Raw genomic sequence first — 20,753 nt, forward strand, 5'->3', positions numbered from 1 at the left:
CCGGAAGGGAACGGGTTCTCCGTGGGGGATCACGGCGCCCGATTGATTCCCAAGCGCTTGAGGGATCGCGCCGCGAGCCGACTGGTCGATCGGCTGTCAGATCCGGCCGATCGGCGCGCGAACTCGGCGCGGTGCCAAGGCATCGCGCCGGAGCGTTCGCTTCGAATGGATCCAACACGCGATCACGAAATTCATCGGTCGGGATCAATCGATCGGTCGGCCTGACCCGCCCGTTGAAGCGGTCGCCCTGCAGCGGCCAAGGGTGCATCGGGTTCCGTCTTCGTCTTCGGCCCGGTACACGAGTTCCGAAGCCGGAACCCGTGCCACCCGCTCACCTTTCGGAATGCCTGCATCGTCCTTCCGGGATGCATGCCGACACCTTCAACGGGCTCGTCGGCCTGGCCTTGTCTGGCTCAGCGCTGACGGATCAGGAGGCCAAGGGTCACGCCGACGAGCACACCGATGCCGAAGGCGGTGCCGACGGACTGCATGGGGTTGCTGCGGACGAGTTCCTCGGCTTCGCCGTACTGGTCGTAGAACGAGGCTCGGGCGTTTTCGTAGCCGCTGCGGAGCTGCTCGCCAGCGTAGTGGGAGGCGTGCTGGAAGCGTTCGGCGGCGGCGGAGAGGCCGGCGGCACCCTGGTTGATCAGGTTGTCGAGGTGCCTCTCGATGGCCTCGCGCGACTCGCCGGTCTTGCGCTGGATGTTGCCGATCAGTTGATCGACGTTCCCCTCGGCGAATTCGAGATCCTGGTCGCTGAGCTGACCCCACTTTGACTTAAGCTGTCCTTTGATCTCGTTCCAGTGTCCCTGAAGCGTTTGAGCATTCATTGTCGTGTCTCCTTCACGTTCGCGGTGCGACGGGTTGGCAGGCTCGTGTTGAGAAACCCGATCGGATCGGGGTCCGGGGCGATTTGTGTCGAGAACGGCCCGGGAGCACTCGGCCTCGGACCGGATCGAAACGTCCCGGCGGCAGACCCGATCGGTCATGGCCGCCGGGCTGACCGTGAGGATTTCGCTGCAACTGGAATGCCGAACCCGATCGCTGCGATGATTGCGGAGTCGGCATCTGACTTGCAAGATCAGTTCGTGTGTGTCGCTTCGACCAGGCGGTTCTGTCTGGCCGAGGGGTGTTCAGGTCTCGGCAACGACGGGACCTTCGCAACGAGCGTTGCGGAAAGACGAGACGACGCACTCGATCACAAGGCATCTGGGAGAGAGGAAGACCATCATGGCGACCCGCAAGAAAGGCTCGTCGACGAATGGACGCAATGTCCAGCAGCGAGCCCGAAACGAGCAGGAACAACTGGCCGAGCGGCTCTCGGAGCGGTCCGCCGAACTGGCCGAACAGGCCGAGTCGCTCGCCCAGCACGCACAGGAGATGGCCATGCACGCCGATCAACGCTTCCGCCGTACGGTCGAACGCCGGCCGATGACCGCCGTTTGGACGAGCTTCGGCCTGGGCGTGGGGCTAGGCCTGGCACTGGTCGCGCTGGTGCCGGCGCGCTCTCGGCACGCAGGGGGCGGTGGCTGGTCGCTGAATGACCTGTCTGGTTCACTGGGAGACCTGGGCCGCCGCGCCGAGCAGATGGGCCGGTCGGCTGCGCATCAGGCGTCGGACTACGCCCACGACCTGGGTCACTCGGTCTCGCGCCGTGCTCGGGACGCGGCCGGTTCGCTGGGCTTCTAATCGTCGGACCGACCGACCGACCGAGACGAGACAGAGACAGAGAGGAAGGCCGACCGTGGCATCGCCCCAAACCACACGACCCGATCAGGCTGAGGTCGAGCAACTGCGTCGCGAGATGGCGCGGATTCGCCGAGAAATTCACGCCGACGTGAACGTCGCGGCCGAACATCTGGAAGCGACCCTAAACTGGCGAGGCTACGTGCGCAGCGCCCCCTGGCCGGCGGCCGGAGCGGCCTTTGGTGTCGGATTCCTTGCCGCCTGGTTGCTGGTCCCTCGCCGCCGGATTCGGGTCGTCGAGCGCGAACAAGCCGCCTCGTCAGGTCGATCCCCCCGCTTCGAGAAGCCCGAGACGGAGCAGGTTCCGAGCAAGGGGGTGATGTCGATGGCGCTGGGCTTCCTGGCTCCGATTGCCTTGCGGGCGGCTCAGAATTACGCGATCCAATTCGTCGAAGATCGGCTGCTGGCCCCGTCTGCTGGGATGGGTCCGACGCCGGAGGAGGAAGCACGCCGTGTTCAACCGGATCACCCAACACCTGGGCGTCCCTTCTGACGCCCCCACCTCGGAACAGGCCCGAGAGGCCGCCGCGGAACTTTCGGCGAGGGCCCAGGAAGGGTACAGCCAGGCCCGCGAAGGGTTGGAATCGTTACTGGCCACGACCCGAGAACAGATCGTCCGCCACCCGGCGCGATCGCTGGCCGCGGCCATGGCCATGGGAGTTTTGATCGGATGGTTCATCAAAAGACGTTGACCTTTTTTGGCGTTGAGGTGCCCGACAGCCTGCACGGCAGCCTTTCCGAGTTGGGCCACGACATGCTGACGCTGGCCGACCTTCAGGTTCGGCTGGCGAAGACCGACCTCTCCGAGACGGTTCGAGAGGCCTGGTGGCCCGCGATCGGCCTGATTGTCGGTCTGGTCGTGCTGGCCACCTCCGTGCCGATCGGTCTGGTCGGCTTGGCCGAGCTGATTGTCTGGGCCGAGTGGCTCCCCCGGTTCGGTGCGTATCTGGCCGTGGCCGGAGGGGCGGCCGTGCTTTCCGGGCTGCTCGCGTGGCTCTGCCTCCGATCCCTCTCCCGAAGCGGCCACGCCTTCGAGCGATCGCGGCAAGAACTGCGTCGCAACGCCAACTGGATTGCCAAGGTCATCAGCGAAGGCGGCAGCTTCCGCCTCCGCCAGCCGCAGTATTGGAGCCGGTTCCGCTGAGAAGGGTGGGGGGCCGCTCGCGGACCCCCACGAGGCTCCAACGCTAAACAAATCCCTGGTCCTTGTAGCTCTCGAAGCCGCGCTTCGTCAGATCTGAAAGCTCCTGGAACAGGGGAGGATCGACCGAAGCAAAATTGAAGCAGGACTTGCCCTGCATGCGAGCCTTGAGGCGAGGCGAGAGAGATTCGAGCAGGCTCGGCGTGAGGTAGACGGGCATCAGGTAGAAGCCGACGTACGCCTTCTTGATCTGAACCGCGCCGAAGAAGAGCGGTTTCTTGCTTTATTGAAGATAATGGGTGCCGATGTATAGCTCCGTTTCGTTGTCTCGTTTCACATCGAGCGTCGCCGCGTAAGCTGCCAGGATCTTGCGAAGCTCGACGAAGACAGGATGAAGATCATTCATCGGATCATCCGGGTGAGTGGTGGTGGTTGCAGGGCTTGAGCTTCCCCGAGCGGCGGTCGCGACGCGCCCTGACCCGCAAGGTCGGCAGGATTGTGGCGACGATCGGATCACGGCGAACAGCAGTTTGGGGCGGTGGTGCGCGACCGCGAATTCACCCTCGGAACCCGCCGAACGCGCGAATCCTGGGCAGAGCCGAACGCGCAAATCAGAAAATTATTTGCGAAATTCATTCATTTCTTCCTGGAGATCGGTCCTCATGGGTGCTAGGGTCCCACAGATGACCGGATGCATTCAAGCGACAGGCAGGACGCCTCGTGAGATCCCATTTTCAGGAGTGATGATGATTGGAAACGGAAAGACCATCGTCTCGGCCTTGGTCTGGCTGGTGCTGGCCTCGGGCAATGCGTCGGCCCAGGAGGCGAAGGCCCTGAGCGAGTCTGAGTTTCAGGCGAACCAGGCCAATGGCGTGTATTCCTTTCAGATCCGAGTGTTCACGGCCAACGACGAGCGGGTCAGCGTTGGACCGAACAAAAATGAGATCCTGCGCTGGGGGAGAGACAATGCCTATCAGGAGCAGGAATGGATCTTCATCCCTGATGGGGATCGGTTCCAGATTCTCTCGAACAAGAGGGATCTGGAGGATCACTACATTGGCCTGAGCGGCCCGATGATCTCGCTCGACGGCAACGCCGGGGTCTGGTTCTTCTACATGCTGCCCAAGCAGGGGAGCCGGTTCAAGCTGGAGTGGCTCGGTTCGGATCGCACGCATTTGCGGCTCATCGAAGACTCAAAAAACGAGTATTTCACGGGTCATAATTTCGGGTTCAACAAGTGGTTGTTCTCTCGTTGGGGAAACATGCCCGGCCGGGACGTCGCGGGCGGAGCGAAGGCCCAGGTGTACCAGCTTGTGAGTCCTCGCAGGTTGCAGGTCAGCACCATCGCCCTGAATCCCCTGGATGTGATCCACAAGCCGGGAGAGATTGGCCCTCCCCCCGCGCTGGCCCAGCAATACCTGGACAACCAGCAGTCGTATCCGAAGAAGACCGATCCGATCGCGGTCGGGCAGAAAGTCGTGTCGGCCTTGCCGATGGGGCTGCTCGGCTACTCGACCAAGCACGCGCAGATTGAGGGAAGCCCGTACTACAAGATCACCCACTTCCAGTACTGGGACCGGACCGAGGCGACCTCGAAGGATCAAGCGTCTCGGGGTGGCCTGCATCGCCACTTCAAGGGGAAGTCCTCGACGAAGTTGATCCGGACGGCGATCGGCATCTCGAAGACGGACTACACGACGTTTACCGAGTCGTTCGAGATTGGCGCGGATCTTGGCGCCGAGTTCCTGTCCTCGACCCTGGGGCTGAGCGCGAAGGCCTCATGGGCCAGGGAGACCGGCACGTCCGAGACGAACTCGAGGGAGCGGGAAGTGGTCGACATGCAGGAGATTCCGGCCGAGACGCCCGACACCCTTTACGCCGACTGGAGCCTGGTCGATCGCTGGGAGATTGTCGACAGCTTCGGTGTCCAACAGGCGAGCTTCGAGGCCGTCAGTGAGGTCGTCCCGCTGCGGTATCCCGCGCTCGAGAAACGGTAAACCCGACGAGCCATCAGACGCATTTTTGTTTCTTGGTGAAGAATCCGGACCGTGAGCCGCCTCTGGGCTCACGGTCGATTTGCCTCACATCCCCTCGTCGAGACGGGGGGAGGAGGCTGAAGGATCAAGGTGGACGTGGGTCGCGCCGTTGCCACCGAGGGGGGAGCGAAGCTCGATGACACGATCGGCGCGGCTCTGGGTGAGGAAGGCGGTGAGATCGACGCCGAGGTCTCGGAGCGAGGCGAGGTGGTCGCGGCGGTGGGCGTCGTCGAGGGCGAGGGCGGCGCGGCTCTGGTCGGCGTCGAGGCGGGCGGCCTCGCGGAGCGCGGCGCGGCGGGCGTCTTCGGCCTTCAGCGCAGAGTCGAGGCGCTGGGCGTCGAGTTCGAGTTCGTGGGAGACCTCGGCGGCCTGCTCGACGCGGCGCTTGCCAGCGCGGGCGAGCTGGCTGTCGAGCTTGAAGTTTTCCAGGTCCTGGGCCTGTTGCTCGGTGGCGCGGTCGAGTTGCAATCGGGTGCGGGCCTCGATGGCCTGGTCGTGCATTTGCTGGAGGCGTTCGGCGGCGCCGTAGCCTCGGTAAACAACCTTGTTGATCCGATAGCCGCACTGAGCGGCCCGGCCGGTGAGCTGGCGGTAGGTGTCCAGTTCGTTGAGGCGCTCGGTGTTGCGCTTGAACGACTCGAAGTCGTGGCGGCCGGTGAAGTCGACGACGTCGCTGGAGGCGGCGTTGACGAAGTCGCCGATCGGGTCGTGGGTGGCGTCGAGCATCCGGTCGATGTCGATCAATTCGAAGAAGATCATCAAGCGAATGCGCAAGACGGCGTCGTCGGACGTGCGGACGTCGGAGACGTCGTGGTACATCTGGTCGGGCATCAACCAGAGCTTCTGGAAGATAAGGCCGTTGGGGATCTTGACGACCCCCTCGGAGCCGCCTTTCGAGGCGTGCCAGGAGAAGGTGTGCAGCCATTCGCCGGGCCGGGGCATGAACAGGGCCGGGCCGTACTCGATCCGGCGCTGGACGTTGGCGGTCCCTTCCTTCTGGCTGTAGACGACGACGGCCTCCTTGGCGGCGATCTGGAGGGCCTCGCGGACCTCGACCGACTCGTGCGATCGGGGGTCGAACCAGACCTCGGCGGGGCCGGGCAGGTGTTCCTGGCGGCCGTCTCGGAAGCGCACGATCAGGTAGTCGCCGGGGTGGGCGACGTGGTGGTGCATGGCCCGGAACTGATTCCGCCCCCGCCAGACCCGCTTCGGGCCGACGACGACGTCCATCGTGCCGTTCGACCGTCGCATCAAGACGCGCTGGCCTTCTTCAACCACGAAGGTGAACATGCCGGTCGAGCCTCCCGAATTGCCACTTGTATCCACCGTGTCGGAGTCGGAACGCGCGTTGAAGAAGGAGCCCTGGGCGGGGCCAGCCATCATCAACCGTAACGAGGGGCGATCTTGCGCCAATTCCCAGCGAGGAGGAGAGTCGCTCGGGAACTCTTGCAGCATGGAATCAACGAAGTCTTCGTCGTCGCTCGCGGCGACCGGGTGGGCAGCGGCGAGGGCGAAGGATTTCCGAGCCCTGGCGCGTTCCGGTTGATAAAGACGTGCCTGGTGTCGGGAGAGCGATTGTCGGTCGATTTGCTGGAGCCGGACCGGTCGGGCGAGGATGGATGTGAGCCGGTCGGCCTTGGCGATGTTCTCCGGGTCGAGGGCGCCGAGAAGGATGGTTTCTCCGTTCAGAGAAAGCGGGACGACCTCGTGTCGGAGGGCGACCTCCGAGGGAACGAGCATGGCCAGGATTTTGGGGTCGTGCTGGACGGCGGAGGCGATGGTGTGCACCGTCGCGGGGTCACGCTTCCGGGCGGACGTGGCCCCCCTGGATGGCGCCGGGGGGGCCGGCCCCTGCCCTCGGGTGGGCGATTCGTTGAGGGAGCCTCGGGTGGCGAGGTACTCATAGTGCATGAGGCGGTTCCCCCGTCTTGCCGACCGATCGTGGACCAGGCAAGGAGGCGTCTACGTCGTAATTTCCGACGGTTGTCTTTGACTTCAAACGATCCTATGTCAAAACGCAGCGCATGCGATGCTCAAAAGGACCAGCGAGTGTTGCACCACACTTGACCCATCATTCGCATTCAAGGTTCGGGGGGTCAAGCCTCCGGTGGGGGAGCGTCGGCGTTGGCGGATCGAATCAAGGCATCGGCCCATGCCTGATCCTCGTCCGAGAGCGGGGGGATGCAGGGGCGATCGTAGGCGATGCGCTCGCGGTACGATCCGGCGTTGTACGTATGTTCCAGAACCGGCTGGAGCGGCACGCGGAGGTCGGGATCGCCGTTGGCAAGCGGGACGGAGATGGTCGGCAAGGAGCGGCGGAGCGATCGGGGGTAGAGCTCGAACTCGTTGCGAGGGCGTTTGGCGCGGCTGACGCAGATGAGGTAATCGTAGGGGCCCTTGGGCTGGGCGAGACCTTTGGGCACGGCGACCGTGTGGCGGCCAGTGCGGAGTAAGTCGATTTCGATCAGATGGGTATCACTTCGCAAGACCTCACGCTGCTTGCTTCGATACGCCCTGCGGCCTGCTCCTCCTCGCTTGTTTGAAGGGCCGAGGAATTCGATCACCGCCACGATTTTCTGACCGGCAGAGTGATCAAGAATGGTGATGTACGCTTCCGAACTCTCGATGGGATCGGCTCGGACAATGAGGGGTGCGTCGTCACCGGCCACCGCGATCGTTCCGTGATGACCCCGTGACGTGGGAGTGCCTGTGCGCCGGACGAAGGCATCGGGGACGATGACACGGTCTCCTCCTTCGGTGAAGACGCGGGTTTCGGTCGCTGCGAGGTATCGAGGACCGAGAGCGGGTTGGATCTGGTCTCGGAGATAAACGATGAACTCGTTGTGAAAGCCCGGCCAGAGGCTCGGCTGTTCCAGGTACGGGTCCATGCCGGGAAAGATCATGGCCATGATTGGGAGGCTCGTCGATCGGGTGATCGGTCGCGCGGCGGTTCGAGAGTCATTGTAACGTAACGGTCAAAGCGGATCGGGTCATCTCTACCGGCGTTGTGCAACGGATGTTAAGCTGGCGGCAGCGACTCCCCGATCGACCCAGGCCCGAGGGCCGGAGGTCGAGTTGGGGAATCGATCGAACTTCACACTCTGATCGGCCCGAGGGAGCCCCCCTGATGCGCAACGGCAGCAAGTCCAACCGCCGAATCTTTCTGATGAACTCGGCCGCCGCCGCAGGAGCGGCATCGACGGTCAGCCTGACGAACGTCGCTCACGCCGCGGGCAGCGATACGATCCGGGTCGGTGTGGTCGGTTGCGGCGGCCGAGGGACCGGGGCCGCCGAGCAGACCTTGACGGCCGACGAAGGCTGCCGTCTGGTGGCCATGGCCGAACTGTTCGACGATCGCCTGGAATCAAGCCTGCAGACCTTGAAGGTCTCTCGCGTGGGTGACCGCGTGGACGTGACCGATGACTCGAAGTTCGTCGGCTTCGACGCCTACAAGGCGGTGATCGACTCGTCGGACGTCGTCTTGCTGACCACCACGCCCCACTTCCGGCCGATCCACGCGGCCTACGCCGTCGAAAAGAACAAGCACGTCTTCGTTGAGAAGCCGATGGCCGTCGACGGGCCGGGGCTCCGGATGTATCTGCAAGCCGTCCGCGACGCCGCCGAAAAAGGGCTGTCGATGGTCCACGGCTTCTGCTGGCGCTACCACTACCCCCGACGCGCCACCATGGAGCAGGTCTTCGGCGGCGCGATTGGCGACATCCGGACCATTGAAACCACCTACAATAGCCAGGGGGTCTGGGACCCGCGCAAAACCCGAGAGGAATGCGGCAGTGACATGGAGTACCAGCAGCGCAACTGGTACTACTACACTTGGCTCTCGGGCGATCACATCGTCGAGCAGGCCGTGCACGGCATCGACACCATGAACTGGGCCATGCGCAACGCACAGCCCGAGCGCGTTTGGGCGGTTGGCGGTCGGCAGGTCCGAACCGCTGAACGATATGGGAATATCTACGATCACTTCTCGGTCGTCTACGAGTATCCCGAGAACGTTCGCGGCTACCACCACTGCCGCCACTGGCCGAACACGGCGAACCAGGTGAAGGACTACATCCTCGGATCGACCGGCACCTGCGACGTCTTCGGCAACCGGATCGAAGGCGCAACCCGCTGGCGATACCGAGGGGAAAGCAACAACATGTATCAGACCGAGCACGACGAGATGTACGAAGCGCTTCGTGCCGGTCGGCCGATCAACAACGGCGAGGAAGCCGCCACCTCGACCCTACTGGCGATCATGGGCCGCATGGCCGCCTACACGGGCCGGGTCATTACCCCGGACGAGGCCTTGAACAGCAAGGAACGCCTCGGCCCCGAGTCGTACGAGTGGGGCGACGCCCCGAACTACCCGATCCCGATTCCAGGCGTGACCGACATCGCCTGATCGTCGGGTGTGGTCATCGTCCGGGGGAGGAGGGATCCGCTCCCGGACGTATTCAGGGATGCGAGCGCGAACTGCGCGCGATTCGAAACGGATCTCGACGGATTGCGATGAGGCGATCGTGAGCACACATCTCGCGCGCCGGGCCGGCCGAGTGACGGGGAGACTGCGCCGGGCCGTGACGCGGAGGCCCCTGCTGCTGGTCCCCCTGGTGCTGGGGGTGGTGCTGGCGGCATTGCTGGGCCCAGACCTGTTTCGTGTCATCCCGTGGCCGGTCCGGCGCATGGTGGGCATGGTCGTGTTTCTCGGGGTGGTTGGACTGGGGGCCGTCCGGTTGCTGACGATCCGGCCGGGGGATCGCTGGGTGTCGTCCCGCGTCGAGGGAGGCTCGCCCGGGTGGGTCGAGCGTCTCCTGCCCTGGGTGTTGGCGGGGGGGACGGCGACCCTGGTCTGGCCGTTGCTCTCGCGGCAGGGGTTGGGATACGGCGACTGGGATTTTTACTTGCAAACGTATGAGGCGGTCCGAAAGACCGTGCTCGAATCCGGTCAATTCCCCTGGTGGAACCCCTGGAACCGGGGAGGGTTTCCGCTGGCGGCCGACCCGCAGTGCAGCCTCGTACCGCTGGCAACCCCACTGGTGTTGCTGCTGGGGACCGGACCAGGTCTGAGGCTGGCGGCGGTCATTTGCCTGATGATCGCCGTCGAGGGAGCGAGGCGATTGGCCCGGCTCTGGATCGGCGATCCGTGGGCATCGTGTGCCGCGGGGCTCGTGTTCGGTCTGCACGGCGGGATGATCGTGTACACGGTTGCGGGCTTGTACATCCCGATGACCTTTTGCGCGATGCCCTGGATGATCCTCCACACCTGCCGGCTGGCCAATCGACCGGCCGAGGGGCTGGCGCTGGGGGGGTGGTCGGCGTTCAACGTGTTGAGCGGGATTTCGTATCCGACAATTTATGCGTTTTTGATCGTCGGGGCGTTTGCCGTGCGAGGTCTTCGGGTGGAACCCGGAGCGCGTCGGGTGCGGTTCCTTCGGCATGGGCTGATGGCGGTCGGCCTGATGCTCCTGCTCGCCGGCTGGCGGCTCGGGCCAATGGTTTCGGTGCTGGGAGACTTCCCGAGGACCGGGGGCATGATGATCGACCTGCGGCCGATCGCGTACCTGGAGGAGATGCTCCAGCGGCCGTCGATCGAGGCGCTGGGTTCGGTGTCGATCCCGATCTTCTGGGAGTCGAACTGTTTTATCGGCGTGATCGGCGTCATGTTCCTCTGCGTAAGCCTGGCCGGGAACTGGCGATGGTGGCACTGGCTGGCCCTGATTGCCTTCGCCCTGGGGCTGGGGTCGCATCGGATCACCCAGCCAAGTTACTGGCTGGCCGACTGGCCCATCTTCAAAACGATGCATGTGGTCACACGCTGGCGTATTGCCGCGATGCTCGGCGTGGGCTTGGCCGTGGCCGAGGGCGTGGCCCGAGTGCGAGCCGACACCCGACGCTGGCCGGGGCGGGTGGCGGCGGTGCTGGTCGTGCTGATGGGGGCGGATCTGATTGCCTACGGCCATCGGGCCTTGCCCGTGGGGCTGGGGCCGGTCCCCGAGGAATCGCGGTTCCCCGGCCCGCCGATCACCCGGCCGATCCAGGTGCAACACGGCCCGGCGTTTCCGAACACGCTGCGGGGGTATGGCACGATCCGGGGGATTCAGCCCATCATGGGGTACGACACCAACGGATCAACCGCTCGCAAATGGCCGAGGCACCCCGAGTATGCAGGAGAGTTCACGTCGGGAAACGTGCTGATTGAGCCGGAATCGTGGAGCCCGAACCGGTTGGTCTTTCGGGTCGAACCGTATCAGGAAATCGAGATCAATCAGAATCCTGGATCATGGTGGTGGGTCAACGGTCGGCAGGCCTTTCCCGAATGGCGGTGTGCCGAATGGGAGCGGTCGTTCGTGGTTCAAGCGGATGACCAGGGACGACTTGACCTTCAGATCGTTCCCGTCGGGCTGAAGCGAGGGTTGATGATGCAGGTCGCGGGTGCCTTGCTGCTGGTCTCGGCGTGGGGCATTCGGCGGCGTTCGCACCAAGGATAACGACACGGTCGACCGGGGCATTTGATTGGCAAACGCCCGGAGATCAATTGAAGGATTGCCGAGATGAGTACTTCGAAACAAACGATCGTGATTGTTGGCGGCGTGGCTGGAGGCGCTTCGGCGGCGGCCAGGGCCAGGCGAATCGACGAGCATGCCCAGATCATTCTGTTCGAGAAAGATGAGCATGTCTCCTTTGCCAATTGCGGCTTGCCCTACTACATCGGTGGTGAGATTGCCGAGCGGAAGAAGCTGCTGGTCGCCCCTCGGGAGATGCTGGCCGCGCGGTTCCATCTCGATGTGAGGACCCGGCAGGAGGTGCTGAGCATCGACCGCCAGGCAAAGTCGGTCACGGTGCGCGATCAAAACTCAGGAAATGAATATCAGCAATCGTATGATGCGCTAATCCTTGCTCCCGGCGCCGCCCCGCTGGTGCCGCCGATTGAGGGGGCGACCGCACCGGGCGTCTTTACGCTGCGGAACCTGGAAGACACGGATCGGATCAAGGCGGCGGTTGATGCCTCGGGCGAGAAGCGGGCTGTGGTGGTCGGGGCCGGTTACATCGGCCTGGAGATGGTCGAACAACTGGTGCATCGCGGGTTCCAGGTCGCATTGGCGGAGCTGCAACCGCAAATCTTACCGCTGTTCGACCCGGAGATGGTCCAACCAATCGAACAGGACCTCCGCGACCGAGGGGTCGCGCTGCACCTGGGAGACGGGATCGAGGCGATTCTGACCGGCCCCGACGGCAAGGCGCGCGGCATCCGGCTCAAGAGCGGCACGGAGCTGGAGGCCGGGGTGGTGATTCTTGGCATCGGCGTCCGGCCCTTGCTGGACCTGGCACGCGGGGCAGGAATCGAGATCGGCCCTGGCGGCGGGATCGGCACAGATGAGTTCATGCGCACGAATGATCCGTCGATCTACGCCGTCGGCGATGCGGCCGAGTATCGTTATGGGCCGACCGCTTCGCAAATGCGGATTGCCCTGGCCGGGCCGGCGAATCGTTCGGGAAGGATCGCGGGAGAGCATGCCGCCTCGGGCAAGAGCCGGCCGATGGCCGACGTCTTCGGCACGGCGATTGTCCGGGTCTTCGACCGGGTCGCCGCCATGACCGGCCTGACGATGACCCTCGCCCGACGGCTCGATCGACCGGCCCGGAGCGTCGTCGTCGTGGCCAACAACCACGCCGGATACTACCCCGGGGCCGAGCCGATCACCTTGAAGCTTGTGTATGATCCGGAGACGGGCCGGGTGCTTGGAGCGCAGGGCATGGGGGGCGAGGGAGTCGATAAGCGGATCGACGTGATCGCCACCGCCATGCATTTCGGTGGCACCGTGGCCGATCTGGCCGGGCTCGACCTGGCCTATGCCCCTCCCTTCGGCGCGGCCAAGGACCCGGTGCACATGGCCGCCTTTGCCGCCTGCAACCAGCTCGATGGGCTGACCGACTTCATCGAGCCCGACGCCGATCTGTCCGACGTGCCCCAGTTCGTCGATGTGCGGACGACGCAGGAAGTGGCTGAGGTGCCGTTCCCGGGAGTTGATGAGATCATCAACATTCCGCTCGATGAGCTGCGCGACCGGGTCGGAGAGCTCGATCGATCGGCCGAGACGGTCGTCTCGTGTCGGACGGGAGTGCGGTCGCACGTGGCCTTGCGGATGCTTCGGCAGCTCGGGTTCGAGAAGGTCAAGGCCGTCTCGGGAGGGGTCATGATTCGGCAGCGGGCCTGGCGCGAGCAGCACTGACCGCCTCACTTGCCTCCGTGATCGTCCCGTCCGACTGGGCGATCAGGCGGCGGCTCAAGGTTGGGCTTCGACCTCGGTTGGTCGAGGACCGGGAGCGAGCTGCGCCAGGCGATCACAGAGGGAGCCAAAATCAAGGGGCTTGGCCAGGTGCTCGTCGAACCCGGATTGAAGTGCTCGGTCGCGGTCGTCGGGCCTGGCGTAGCCGGTCATGGCGATCAAGAGGGCCGACGACGTGGTCGGGTCGGCTCGTAGGGCCCTGGCCAGTCCGTAGCCGTCGATCGGGCCGGGCAGGCCGATGTCGGAGAGGATCACCTCAGGGCGTTCGCGACGGGCGATTTCCAAAGCCTGCTCGGCATTGGAGGCCACGGAGACGTGATGCCCTTGATTCCCGAGTAAACGGCTGAGCATGTGAGCCATATCGCGCCGATCATCGACGACCAGTAATCGGAGCGTGGGAGGCAACGAGGCCGAGGAGGGATTGGGAGCGTTGGCGACCATGACGGAGGACTCCTCGATTGCGTCATCCGCGGCGTGCCGGAGCGGTAGGACGAGTCGGAAGGTGCTGCCCTGCCCTTCGCCTGCGCTGGCGGCCTCGACCCGGCCGCCTTGCAATTTCATCAGGTTCTTGACCAGGGCCAGGCCCAGCCCAAGGCCCCCCTGGCTGCGGTTCCGGCTGGCGTCGGCCTGCCAGTAGGCGTGAAAGAGGGTGGGGAGGACCTCGGGCGCGATGCCGATGCCCGTGTCGGTGATCTCCACAAACGCAGATTCATTGTCGCTTCCGACGCAAACCGTCACCGAGCCGCTGGGCTCGGTGAACTTCGAGGCGTTGTGCAGCAGGTTGCTGACGCACTGCGCCAGGCGGGTCGGATCGGCCTCGACTGGCAGGGCCGTTTCGGGCAGATCGACGCGAAGCTCCAGGCGATGCTCGCGGAAGGGCTCCACGACGGTGTCGAGGGTTTGCGAGACCAGCTCGGAAAGGTTCAGCGGCTCGGGACGGACGAGAATCTTTCCGTGGTTGATTCGGGAGATGTCGAGCAAGTCCTCGATCAGCCGAGCCATGTGGTGCGCCTGCCGCTCGATGATCGCCGACAGCGTGCCGTCGGCATCGTCGCTGCCGGCCTGCAGGGCCTGGGCCGCGGCAAGGATCGGGCCGAGCGGGTTGCGCAACTCGTGGGCGAGCACGGCGAGGAACTCGGTCTTCATCCGGTCGGCCTCGCGGAGTGCCTGCTCGGAACTGCGGCGATCGGAGATGTCAATCGTCGAGCCGACGACCCGGACCAGGCGTCCCTGATCGTCTCGAAGGCAGACACCCTTGTCCCAGACGTCAAGGTAATGACCGTCTCGGTGTCGGACGCGATACTCAAGGCTGTAATGCCGGCGGTGCGGGTCGGCCTTGAGCCGATCCATGTCCGCGACGACCTGAGGGCGGTCGTCGGGGTGGATCCGATCGCGCCACCAGAGGTTGGTCGGCTCGGCCTCCTCGGGAGTGATTCCGAGCAAGCGGAGCAAGCCCGACGAGCGTTGCACGAGGCTGGTTTCCACCCGCCAGTCGTAGATCAGGCCATCGACCGCCTCGGAGGAGAGGCGGTACAGCTCCTCGACATCCTGGAGTTCGCGGAGGCGGGCTCGGGCGTCGGTCACGTCTCGGGCGATCAGCCCCAGACCGTGGCCGAGGGGAACTGCCCGCACGTCGAGCCAGCGATCGGCTTGACGCGAGACGATCTCGAACTGGACTGGCTGGCGATTCTGCCGAGCACGGCGGAGCGAGGCCCTGGCCGGGGGATCGGCCAGCTCCGGAATTACGGTTTCGAGCCGCTGCCCGAGCATCGCGTCGCGAGGCAGGCCCAGCAGGGCCTCTGCCGGGGCATTCACCGACACGCAGCGGTCGTCCTGATCGACGACGAGGCACACATCGCCGAGCGCTTCGATCAGCGTGGCCAGGCTCGACGACGCGTCGTCCGAGGGATTCGACGAGGAGATTTCGTGGGAGGGCTCGGCCCGAGTCCCCTTCTCCGATTCGACCGGTTCAAGGACCCCGAAGATGCGATCCGGGTCGCCCATCGACTGGGTCATGGCCGTCAAGACGCGGTCTCGGACGAGGAGGGTCGAGCCATCGGAACGAGTCAAGCGGTAGGCAACGGTGACGGGTGTTCCCGAGGCTCGTCTGGCGTAGGCGTCGGCCACGTTGGGGCGGTCGTCCGGGTGGGCGAGATCGACCCACGAGCAAGGCCGGCCGGTCAGCTCGACGACCGATCGCCCCAGCCATCGCTCGCAAGACGGACTGACGGAGGTCAGTCGCTGGTCTGTGACCGAGGCGATCCAGAAGATTGCGAAGTCGTCGTCGCGAGTGGTCGGATCGGTGGGAGTGTCGCCGGAGGAGTGCGAGGGATCGGCTGACGGGACTTCGGGCACGTCGGGGTCGAGCATGGCCAGACCGTTCCAGGCGATCGGGCGTCCTTCCACGTTTGAGACAGGTTCGACACGGGCGATCACGGCTCGGGAACGGCCGTCGAGCCCCGGGCCGACCCGGAAACGTGTCGAAAAGGGGGTCCCCGAAGCGAGGGCCGCCTGCCAGTCCGATCGAATCCGAGCGGTCTCGTCCGGATGCAGGGCATCGAGCCAGCCGAGGCCGAGGGACTCGGCCGGGGTCTGTCCGGTCCAGGCGTGCCATCGTCCGCCGACGACGTCCATCAGGCCGTCGGGGCCGGTGGTCCAGGACAGGCCAGGGAGCCGGTCCGAGGAATGACTCCATTCAGACCCGGTGGTCCGGGCCGGTCGCCTGGACTGCTGCTCCTGGGAGGGTGTCATGGTCACGTCGCACATCATTTCGAACAAGTCGACAACCGCACGACGCACCGTCGTGGGCCATCACCAGAGCATGATGAAGTGGTTGGTCGCCCTGGGATGCGGAGCGGAACGACACACCAACACGGGCCAGAGTTTGACAGGCCCAAAATTCACGGCGACGGGAAGATCATGTTTGAGGAAGCCATTCGTCTTCAAAGAATCGCACAAGACGATCCTAAAGAAGATCGGCTCCGCCTCGCAAGGGAAACTCGTGTGAATTCCAGAGGAATCGGTGGCCAGGCGAGCCAGGGGATGGTGCCGCGCGTCCCGTCCCGGCGGTACTGCGTGGTCGAGCCGAGCCGTGCGGTTTTAGTAGGAGCTGATCATGTCAATATGAACGATGCCGTCGTACAAAAACGGCGAGGAGATCGGCCGGAAGCCGAATCCTTCGTAAAACTGTTGCAGATAACTTTGAGCGCGAAGATGAATGGTCTTGCCCGGAGCGATCTGCCGACAGCGATCGATCGCCTCGGCCATCAAGGAGCGGCCGACCCCCCTGCCCCGGACGGAACGATCGACCACGACCCGGCCAATCGAGGCCTCGGCCTCGGCTCCCGGACGGCGATCGAAGACGCGAGCCGCGGCAATGAGCCGACGCGCGTTCGCATCGTCTTGCCAGCCCAGCAGGTGCCAGGCGATCGGGTCGAGCCCATCGGCGTCGAGATAGGGACAGGATTGCTCCACGACGAACACTCGCTGGCGTAGGGCCATCGCCTCGTACAGGTGCTCGACCGATAGCCCCGAGAAGGGGGACCATTGCCAGGAGATGGCCTCGGGTGTCATTGAACAGGGCTCCGCGGGGGAAAGGTCGGCCGAGGGACGTGACGTATCGTTGCTCCGGCCCGTTTCTGCCCGTAAGATGGCCAGCGTGCAAGGCAAAGTACAAGCGATTCGGACCCGATGCCGGCCGATTGCATTGCGACGACCCTATTTTTCGACCGACGGGGAGCCCCCGACCCGATGGCGACCACCAGCTATTATCTGGCCCTCGACCTCGGCGCCGAGAGCGGCCGAGGATTGCTCGGACGCTTCGATGGCCGGCACCTGACGCTTGAGGAGATCCACCGCTTTCCGAACGGCCCGGTCCGGATGCTCAACACCCTGCACTGGGACCTCCCTCGGCTGTTTGACGAGATCAAGGTCGCCCTGCGCAAGGCGGCCTCGGGCGGCGCGAAGCCCGAGGGAATCGGCCTCGATACCTGGGGCGTTGACTTCGGCCTGATCGGTCGAGGGGACACGATCCTTGGCAACCCGGTCCACTACCGGGACGCTCGGACCGAGGGGATGATCGAGCTGGCCTGCTCGATGATCCCCCGGGAGCGGATCTACGAAATCACCGGCCTGCAGTTTCTGCCGATCAACACGGCGATTCAACTGCTGGCGATGAAGCAAGCCGGCTCCCCCCTGCTCGACGTGGCCGAGACAATGCTGATGATGCCCGACCTGCTCGGCTGGCTCCTGACCGGCCGCCGCGCGGGAGAGTTCACGGATGCCTCGACCACCCAGTTGCTCGACGCAAACGCGGGGACCTGGTCGGACGAGCTGTGTCATGGCCTCGGTCTGCCTCGGCAGATTCTCCCTGAATTGATCGCGCCGGGAAGCGTGCTGGGGACCGTCCGTCGCGACGTGGCGGACGAGACCGGTCTGGACCCCAACACCTCGGTCATCGTTCCCGCAACGCACGACACCGGAAGCGCCGTCGTGGCCGTGCCCGCCGCCGGCAAGGGGCCGGGATCGCCCCCCGACTGGTGCTACCTCAGCTCGGGAACGTGGTCGCTCATGGGGGTCGAGATCGCCCGGCCGATCATCACGCAAGAGACGTATCGGTATAATTTTACCAATGAGGGTGGGGTCGACGGCACCTTCCGATTGCTTAAAAACATCATGGGCCTGTGGCTCGTGCAGGAATGCCGGCGGACCTGGGCGCGATCGGGCCGAGAATACTCGTATGAAGACCTGATTCCGCAGGCCGAGGCTGCGCCGGCGTTCCGGTCGCTGGTGAACCCCGATCACCCGATGTTCCTTCCTCCCGGCGACATGCCTGCCCGGATTGCCGCCTTCTGCCGGGACACCGGCCAGCCAGTCCCCGAGGATGAAGGGGCCTTCGTCCGATGTGCGCTGGAGAGCCTGGCGTTGACGTATCGCTGGGTCATCGAGCGGCTGGAGGAGATCACCGGCACGCCGATCAAGACGATCCACATCGTCGGCGGCGGCGCCCGCAATGCGTTGCTCAACCAGTTCACGGCCGATGCGACCGGCCGCCCGGTGCTGGCCGGGCCGGTCGAGGCCACGGCGATTGGCAACCTCTTGATGCAGGCCCGCGCCCGAGGGCGGATCGGCTCGCTGGCCGACCTGCGCGAGGTCGTCGCCGGGTCGTTCCCCGTGACCACCTACGAGCCGAGCGACTCGGCCGCCTGGACCGACGCCATCGGCCGCTTCAACGAACTCCGAGGCCGATCCTGAGCCGAGGCGGCCTTCAGGCAAACAGGGAGCGAACGGGTCGGCCGGTGGCGAGCGGGTGGGGTCGGTCGGTCGTGTCGTGCAGTTCGAGGCTCGGGTCGAAGCCGAATCGCCAGTAGATGGTGGCGGCCAGGTCGGCCGGGGTGACGGGGTCGGAGGCGGGATAGGCCCCCAGGCGGTCGCTCGAACCCAGGACAAAGCCCCCCTTGACCCCGCCCCCGGCGAGGACGGCGCTGTAGCAGTCGGGCCAGTGGTCGCGGCCGGCGTCGTTGTTGATGCGGGGGGTGCGGCCGAACTCGCCGAGGGCGACGACGAGGGTCGAGTCGAGCAGGCCTCGGGCGTCGAGATCCTCGATCAAGGCGGCCAGGGACTGATCGGCCACCGGCACGAGGTGGTCGCGGTGCTGGTCGAAGACCTTGAAGTGGGCGTCCCAGTTCTGGCCTTGCTGACGGAAGTCGTACACGTTGACGAAGGGCACCCCGGCCTCGACCAGGCGACGCGCCATCAAAAGGTTTTGCCCGCGCATCTCTCGGGCGATGCCCAGCTCGGCCCCGTTGCCGCCGCCACCACCCGCGCCGACGCTCGCCGGGGGATGGTCGTAGCCGTAGCGGTCGCGGACCTTCGGGTCTTCCCGGTCGATCTCCAGAGCCTTGCGGACGTGCTCGGAGGCAAGCAATCGATAGGCCCGGTCGTACGAATCGGCCAGGGCGAGCGGCTCGCCGCGGAGGGTTGCTCCTTCCATCGCGTCGAGCAAGGCCCGGCGACGCCCTCGACGCGTCGGGGGAAGGTCGGCCGGAGTTCTGAGCAAGGCGGCCTGATACGACCGATCGGCCATGTCCACGAGGACCTGGAACGGGTCGTAAGCCGAGCCAAGAAAGCCGCCCCCCTGGCACGGCACATCGACCACGTTGTGAAAAACGAACGGCAAGGCGGCATGCGGAACGGCGAGCCCTTCGCTGCGTCGCAAGTAGCTCAGGGCGCCGCCGAAGCTGGGATAGAACTGCGGCTCGGGGGAGAAGAGTTCCTGATCTCCTTGCGGGGCGGGTCGGCCGGTGAGGGTTTCCATTGAGGCCGAATCGTGCAGGCGGTTGCCGTGGGTCATGCTTCGAATCAGGGCAACCTTGTGCATGACCGTCGCCATCTTCGGCTGAAGCTCGGAGACGAACACGCCGGGGGCCGAGGTGGCGATCGGCCGGAATTCGCCCCGGACTTCGAGCGGGGCCTCGGGCTTCGGGTCGAAGGTTTCGAAGTGGCTTGGGCCGCCGTAGTAGAAGACCAGGATGCAGGCCCGGATCGGCGGCGGATCGCCCGGCGCGGTCGATCGACCGCCCGACGCCTGAGCCGCCCGCATCAGGCCGAGCAGTCCCAGGCCGCCCAGGCCCCCCGTGCGCAGCAAGGCCCGCCGCGAGATTCGAGGGCCGGGGCACCGGACTTGGGGCTCCGATCGTGTGGTCATCGGCGCTTCTCGTCTTGATCCGATTGAGGCGGGGCGAAGGCGTCGATCACGCTTCTCACTTCGGTCACGGTAATGAGCAGGATCGCTCGTTGCCAAGCACATTTTGAACAAACGTGGGAGAAAAAAGGATTGCCTGGGACCCTGGGCAAGGGTCTGGGATCGTGCCCTGGGGCGTTGGATCGGGGCCGAGGCGTTCATGGGCTCGGCGGATTGACGTTCTGCTCGGACATCGACCTCCAGCATTCGGCCGTCAGGCGGTAGAGGACGTGAGGAAGGTCGGCGTACTCGGTGTCGCATTCAAAGGTGAACCCGGCCTTTTCCATGACGCGTCGCGAGGCGAGGTTCGTCGGCTGGGTGAAGCAGACGAGGGACGGGAGGGTGAGGGTTTCGAAGCCGACCTCGACGCAGCGGCGAGCCAGCTCGGTGGCCAGGCCGCGCCCCCAGTACGAGGGGAGGAAGGCGTAGCCGATCTCGACCTCATCGAGCCCGGCGATGACGACGTGCCGCAAGCCCCCTCGGCCGATGAATCGGCCCGAGGAGCGGTCTCGGATCGTGTACCAGCCGAAGCCGAAGTGATTCCAGTGGTCCATCAGGCGCCCGAAGATCGCCTCGGTCTCCTCTCGCGATCGTACGCCCTTGAGCGTGGCCATGACGACGGGATCGGCATTCATGCGGACATAATCATCCAAATCGGCCCAGGAAGGGCGTCCGAGGCGAAGCCGAGCCGTGACGATCGGAGCGATGGCGGGATCGATCATGACGTGCCTCGCTTGGGCCTGCGTCAACACGAACGGAGCCCCGCGACGGCACATCCGCCGGGGGCTCCGAAACCT

18 protein-coding genes are annotated in these 20,753 nt (G+C 65.1%); 9 read left to right on the forward strand and 9 right to left on the reverse strand.

What is annotated here, in order from left to right:
• Positions 1-413 precede the first annotated feature (413 nt).
• A complete protein-coding gene (locus tag HG800_RS17715) occupies positions 414-830 on the reverse strand; it encodes a CsbD family protein (RefSeq protein WP_169977988.1) in 417 nt (138 codons plus the stop codon).
• 400 nt (positions 831-1,230) lie between these two features.
• On the opposite strand from HG800_RS17715, the gene HG800_RS17720 reads away from it, so the two are divergent.
• The 4 genes from HG800_RS17720 to HG800_RS17735 are packed head-to-tail and all read left to right on the forward strand — an operon-like array spanning position 1,231 to position 2,890.
• Positions 1,231-1,689: a hypothetical protein gene (locus HG800_RS17720; RefSeq protein ID WP_169977989.1), complete on the forward strand. Its 459-nt coding sequence runs from the start codon at positions 1,231-1,233 to the stop codon at positions 1,687-1,689.
• A gap of 55 nt (positions 1,690-1,744) precedes the next feature.
• Positions 1,745-2,239 (forward strand): hypothetical protein, encoded by a 495-nt coding sequence (locus HG800_RS17725; RefSeq protein WP_169977990.1) that lies wholly within the window; start codon positions 1,745-1,747, stop codon positions 2,237-2,239.
• Positions 2,199-2,438, forward strand: coding sequence for a hypothetical protein (locus tag HG800_RS17730; protein ID WP_169977991.1), 240 nt, complete (start codon positions 2,199-2,201; stop codon positions 2,436-2,438). The genes HG800_RS17725 and HG800_RS17730 overlap by 41 nt, the downstream gene beginning before the upstream one ends.
• Positions 2,417-2,890 (forward strand): phage holin family protein, encoded by a 474-nt coding sequence (locus HG800_RS17735; protein ID WP_169977992.1) that lies wholly within the window; start codon positions 2,417-2,419, stop codon positions 2,888-2,890. Before HG800_RS17730 ends, HG800_RS17735 begins: the two co-directional genes overlap by 22 nt.
• Before the next feature lie 43 nt (positions 2,891-2,933).
• Here HG800_RS17735 and HG800_RS26995 read toward each other — a convergent pair whose 3' ends face one another.
• Together HG800_RS26995 and HG800_RS28040 are read right to left on the reverse strand one after the other, a co-directional pair.
• Positions 2,934-3,107: a hypothetical protein gene (locus tag HG800_RS26995; protein ID WP_206352336.1), complete on the reverse strand. Its 174-nt coding sequence runs from the start codon at positions 3,105-3,107 to the stop codon at positions 2,934-2,936.
• 63 nt (positions 3,108-3,170) lie between these two features.
• Positions 3,171-3,293, reverse strand: coding sequence for a hypothetical protein (locus HG800_RS28040; protein ID WP_261345953.1), 123 nt, complete (start codon positions 3,291-3,293; stop codon positions 3,171-3,173).
• 337 nt (positions 3,294-3,630) lie between these two features.
• On the opposite strand from HG800_RS28040, the gene HG800_RS17745 reads away from it, so the two are divergent.
• Positions 3,631-4,884 carry a hypothetical protein gene (locus HG800_RS17745; RefSeq protein WP_169977993.1) on the forward strand — a complete coding sequence of 418 codons (1,254 nt, stop codon included), beginning with the start codon at positions 3,631-3,633 and terminating at the stop codon, positions 4,882-4,884.
• 84 nt (positions 4,885-4,968) lie between these two features.
• Here the strand turns inward: HG800_RS17745 and HG800_RS17750 are convergent, their stop codons facing one another.
• Positions 4,969-6,834: a GspE/PulE/PilB domain-containing protein gene (locus HG800_RS17750; RefSeq protein WP_169977994.1), complete on the reverse strand. Its 1,866-nt coding sequence runs from the start codon at positions 6,832-6,834 to the stop codon at positions 4,969-4,971.
• A 185-nt stretch (positions 6,835-7,019) separates the two neighbouring features.
• Positions 7,020-7,832 (reverse strand): DUF4058 family protein, encoded by an 813-nt coding sequence (locus tag HG800_RS17755; RefSeq protein ID WP_169977995.1) that lies wholly within the window; start codon positions 7,830-7,832, stop codon positions 7,020-7,022.
• A 218-nt stretch (positions 7,833-8,050) separates the two neighbouring features.
• On the opposite strand from HG800_RS17755, the gene HG800_RS17760 reads away from it, so the two are divergent.
• From HG800_RS17760 to HG800_RS17770, 3 genes are all read left to right on the forward strand, one after another.
• Positions 8,051-9,328, forward strand: a complete 1,278-nt coding sequence (locus HG800_RS17760) for a Gfo/Idh/MocA family protein (protein ID WP_169977996.1) — start codon at positions 8,051-8,053, stop codon at positions 9,326-9,328.
• A gap of 118 nt (positions 9,329-9,446) precedes the next feature.
• Positions 9,447-11,414, forward strand: coding sequence for a hypothetical protein (locus HG800_RS17765; protein ID WP_169977997.1), 1,968 nt, complete (start codon positions 9,447-9,449; stop codon positions 11,412-11,414).
• A gap of 63 nt (positions 11,415-11,477) precedes the next feature.
• Positions 11,478-13,157, forward strand: a complete 1,680-nt coding sequence (locus HG800_RS17770; protein WP_169977998.1) for an FAD-dependent oxidoreductase — start codon at positions 11,478-11,480, stop codon at positions 13,155-13,157.
• 54 nt (positions 13,158-13,211) lie between these two features.
• Here the strand turns inward: HG800_RS17770 and HG800_RS17775 are convergent, their stop codons facing one another.
• Together HG800_RS17775 and HG800_RS17780 are read right to left on the reverse strand one after the other, a co-directional pair.
• Complete coding sequence (locus HG800_RS17775) at positions 13,212-15,965, reverse strand: hybrid sensor histidine kinase/response regulator (protein ID WP_235963784.1); 2,754 nt, start codon at positions 15,963-15,965, stop codon at positions 13,212-13,214.
• 348 nt (positions 15,966-16,313) lie between these two features.
• A complete protein-coding gene (locus tag HG800_RS17780; RefSeq protein ID WP_169978000.1) occupies positions 16,314-16,787 on the reverse strand; it encodes a GNAT family N-acetyltransferase in 474 nt (157 codons plus the stop codon).
• 177 nt (positions 16,788-16,964) lie between these two features.
• Between HG800_RS17780 and HG800_RS17785 the strand changes: the two genes are divergently transcribed.
• Complete coding sequence (locus HG800_RS17785; RefSeq protein WP_169978001.1) at positions 16,965-18,467, forward strand: rhamnulokinase; 1,503 nt, start codon at positions 16,965-16,967, stop codon at positions 18,465-18,467.
• Between the two features lie 13 nt (positions 18,468-18,480).
• Here HG800_RS17785 and HG800_RS17790 read toward each other — a convergent pair whose 3' ends face one another.
• Positions 18,481-19,920: a DUF1501 domain-containing protein gene (locus tag HG800_RS17790; protein ID WP_169978002.1), complete on the reverse strand. Its 1,440-nt coding sequence runs from the start codon at positions 19,918-19,920 to the stop codon at positions 18,481-18,483.
• 194 nt (positions 19,921-20,114) lie between these two features.
• The gene (locus HG800_RS17795; RefSeq protein WP_169978003.1) at positions 20,115-20,678 is read right to left on the reverse strand and encodes a GNAT family N-acetyltransferase; all 564 of its coding nucleotides are present in this window, start codon (positions 20,676-20,678) and stop codon (positions 20,115-20,117) included.
• Between the last annotated feature and the right edge of the window lie 75 nt (positions 20,679-20,753).

Source organism: Tautonia rosea (assembly GCF_012958305.1).
Classification (GTDB): Bacteria; Planctomycetota; Planctomycetia; order Isosphaerales; family Isosphaeraceae; genus Tautonia; species Tautonia rosea.

Bases quoted from the DNA above. Each gene is read 5' to 3' on its own strand.
- HG800_RS28040 (WP_261345953.1), bottom strand. From the start codon at position 3,293: ATGAATGATCTTCATCCTGTCTTCGTCGAGCTTCGCAAGATCCTGGCA.
- HG800_RS17715 (WP_169977988.1), bottom strand. From the start codon at position 830: ATGAATGCTCAAACGCTTCAGGGACACTGGAACGAGATCAAAGGACAG.
- HG800_RS17720 (WP_169977989.1), top strand. From the start codon at position 1,231: ATGGCGACCCGCAAGAAAGGCTCGTCGACGAATGGACGCAATGTCCAG.
- HG800_RS17750 (WP_169977994.1), bottom strand. From the start codon at position 6,834: ATGCACTATGAGTACCTCGCCACCCGAGGCTCCCTCAACGAATCGCCC.
- HG800_RS17760 (WP_169977996.1), top strand. From the start codon at position 8,051: ATGCGCAACGGCAGCAAGTCCAACCGCCGAATCTTTCTGATGAACTCG.
- HG800_RS17735 (WP_169977992.1), top strand. From the start codon at position 2,417: ATGGTTCATCAAAAGACGTTGACCTTTTTTGGCGTTGAGGTGCCCGAC.
- HG800_RS17785 (WP_169978001.1), top strand. From the start codon at position 16,965: ATGGCGACCACCAGCTATTATCTGGCCCTCGACCTCGGCGCCGAGAGC.
- HG800_RS17770 (WP_169977998.1), top strand. From the start codon at position 11,478: ATGAGTACTTCGAAACAAACGATCGTGATTGTTGGCGGCGTGGCTGGA.
- HG800_RS17790 (WP_169978002.1), bottom strand. From the start codon at position 19,920: ATGACCACACGATCGGAGCCCCAAGTCCGGTGCCCCGGCCCTCGAATC.
- HG800_RS26995 (WP_206352336.1), bottom strand. From the start codon at position 3,107: ATGCCCGTCTACCTCACGCCGAGCCTGCTCGAATCTCTCTCGCCTCGC.
- HG800_RS17780 (WP_169978000.1), bottom strand. From the start codon at position 16,787: ATGACACCCGAGGCCATCTCCTGGCAATGGTCCCCCTTCTCGGGGCTA.
- HG800_RS17745 (WP_169977993.1), top strand. From the start codon at position 3,631: ATGATGATTGGAAACGGAAAGACCATCGTCTCGGCCTTGGTCTGGCTG.
- HG800_RS17775 (WP_235963784.1), bottom strand. From the start codon at position 15,965: ATGACACCCTCCCAGGAGCAGCAGTCCAGGCGACCGGCCCGGACCACC.
- HG800_RS17795 (WP_169978003.1), bottom strand. From the start codon at position 20,678: ATGATCGATCCCGCCATCGCTCCGATCGTCACGGCTCGGCTTCGCCTC.
- HG800_RS17755 (WP_169977995.1), bottom strand. From the start codon at position 7,832: ATGGCCATGATCTTTCCCGGCATGGACCCGTACCTGGAACAGCCGAGC.